Raw genomic sequence first — 2041 nt, 5'->3', positions numbered from 1 at the left:
CGCCAGTGTTTTCAGATCCGGCAACTCGCCCGTCTTGGCAGCGAGACGGCTGGCCGTGTTGATGGCGTCGGAGAGCAGATGTTGGCCGAAGTGTGAGGAAGCGCTCATGACAGTTAAACTGGTAGTGGAGGAGGGTAGTTTCCCAATCTGGCTTACGGCCGTGCTGAAACAAGCAAAAGAGAAGGAAAATCTTTCCGGTCCCTTTGGCTAATATGCCGCATCCCCGGCGTGGCCGGGACCGCGCTTCAAGCTTCGGCCGTCTGGCGCCGGCCTGCGATCCGGCCGATCCTGCCTATCGACAGGCGGCCGGTTCCTGCATCGCCTTTGCCGAAGGTACCGTGACACCCGAACAGGTCAGGGCCGACTTCATCCAGGCACTGAATCAGCCGGGGTGTTTGTTCGTCAAGGATAGCAGCTCACGCCTTCACGGCTGATAGTCCCACGGGTTGATGACCTCGATGCGCATGGCTTCAAATGGTCCCGTGTCCCGTGTCGCGATCTTCGCTGCTCTTTGTGCCGCGACAATCGCGCCGATCTGCCCGTCAGCATGTCCAATCGTGATCCCGCGTTCCCGCGCAGCCGAAACGCGCGACGCATAGAACTGCGAGGCGGTCACATCATAAGGAAGAACGCGGCCATAGAAGTCGTCCTGCAACATGGCTTCGATGGTGCCGAACAACCGTGCCCTGCGGTCTCCGACTGGCAGGATGAGCGCACCGAACAGCAGCTCCTCCGCCGTGACGGCTGTGATGTAAAGATCACCCGGCTCCTGGGCATCGAGCCAAGCCATGACGCGCTCATTCGGGTTCGGTTTCTGAACCTCGGAAACAACATTCGTGTCGAGGACGATCACGAAAAATCCGCCGCTCTGCCGGGGGTCTTGTCGCGCTTCAGGTCCAGCTCGTCCCCAATCACGCCCATGCTCTGGAACCGCGACCGGAGCTTCTGGCCGAAGCCGCCCGTGTGCTTGGCAACATAGGAGTTGACCAGGATGGCGCGGGCCTCTGCCTCGATGCTGCGGCTGTTGCTGGCCGCTTGTTGCCGCAGATGGTCGTGGACCTCATCCGGCAGATTGCGAATGGTCATGTTTCCCATGGCTTGCTCCTGTGATAGCAAATTAACAAAGATGCTATCAAATGAATTGTGATGGCGCAATGATGAAAGTGATAGCGCCTAGCCGCATCCTGTCTTGTGGCCGGGACCGCGCTCCAGGCTTCGACCGGCTGCACCGGCCTGCGCCCCGAGCCTGGACCCCTGCCCCTCCTTTGCGGCTTTTCTCGCGCCGCGCCGCGCCGCGCCTGTCTCGTCCCGAGCCAGCCTTTGCAGGGCCGCAATAGTCGGTCCAGCGGCCCAGTCTCGGCCCTGTCGGCTTGCGATCGCTTGCGGGGGTAGCCCGGTTGTCCAGCCTCGCACTGGCCCGACCTTGGGAGGGACAGGGGGAGGCCGAAGCAGGCTGTAAGCGAGACCATAGGGATCGAGCACACAGCCTGTGGTCAACCGGGCGGGCAGTTGCGTGATCCGGTCAAACTTTTCCACCATGAAAACCTCAGGCGGCGTCCGCGCCTGGAGGGCGAGAATGCCTGTGACATCTGGACCGACTTACCGCTTACTGACGCTGTTCTTCGTTGAGCTTCGCGACCTTGGCGTCGAACAGTTGCCTGACCTCATCATCCGACAGTTCCGAGACGGATTTTGCTTCCGACCAAGGCTTGTCGTGCTGCTCGGGGGAATGGAACATGTCACACCCTCCTTTGCACACGGAGACCCTAGCACGACAAAAGTCGCATGCCAAATTTCCCTTCGTTAGCTCTGTAGGTTGGCACAATCCCGCCGAACCTTCCCACAGGGCGTCTCGCTTCCCTTCGCTCCATGATGGGCGCGTCCAGCTCGCCGCCCTGCAAGGCCCGCCGCCAAGAGAGAGGCGGCAGGCTGGATAGCTTCGACCGGCAAAGATGATCGAGGGATTCTCGCGAAGGCGCGGGGATCGAGGCAAAGGCGCGAGACCGCGCCTGACCGGAGGATTCGGACAAGCCGAACGCCC

4 protein-coding genes are annotated in these 2041 nt (G+C 61.3%); 1 reads left to right on the top strand and 3 read right to left on the bottom strand.

The window, feature by feature from the left end; genetic code table 11:
• Nucleotides 1-212 precede the first annotated feature (212 nt).
• Nucleotides 213-434 (top strand): hypothetical protein, encoded by a 222-nt coding sequence (locus CK944_RS23490; RefSeq protein WP_103175159.1) that lies wholly within the window; start codon nt 213-215, stop codon nt 432-434.
• Here CK944_RS23490 and CK944_RS21960 read toward each other — a convergent pair.
• The 3 genes from CK944_RS21960 to CK944_RS24250 form a co-directional block, all read right to left on the bottom strand.
• The gene (locus tag CK944_RS21960) at nt 425-853 is read right to left on the bottom strand and encodes a type II toxin-antitoxin system VapC family toxin (RefSeq protein ID WP_103175158.1); all 429 of its coding nucleotides are present in this window, start codon (nt 851-853) and stop codon (nt 425-427) included. The two genes, CK944_RS23490 and CK944_RS21960, sit on opposite strands and share 10 nt — an antisense overlap.
• Nucleotides 850-1095 (bottom strand): plasmid stabilization protein, encoded by a 246-nt coding sequence (locus CK944_RS21955; protein WP_103175157.1) that lies wholly within the window; start codon nt 1093-1095, stop codon nt 850-852. Before CK944_RS21955 ends, CK944_RS21960 begins: the two co-directional genes overlap by 4 nt.
• A 511-nt stretch (nt 1096-1606) precedes the next feature.
• Complete coding sequence (locus CK944_RS24250) at nt 1607-1738, bottom strand: hypothetical protein (RefSeq protein ID WP_256388182.1); 132 nt, start codon at nt 1736-1738, stop codon at nt 1607-1609.
• Nucleotides 1739-2041: the final 303 nt, after the last annotated feature.

It is taken from the genome of Paracoccus sp. SY (genome assembly GCF_002901215.1).
Lineage (GTDB): Bacteria > Pseudomonadota > Alphaproteobacteria > Rhodobacterales > Rhodobacteraceae > Paracoccus > Paracoccus acridae.
Note: the sequence above shows the minus strand (reverse complement) of the source record. Positions and strands in the feature narration are given on the sequence as shown.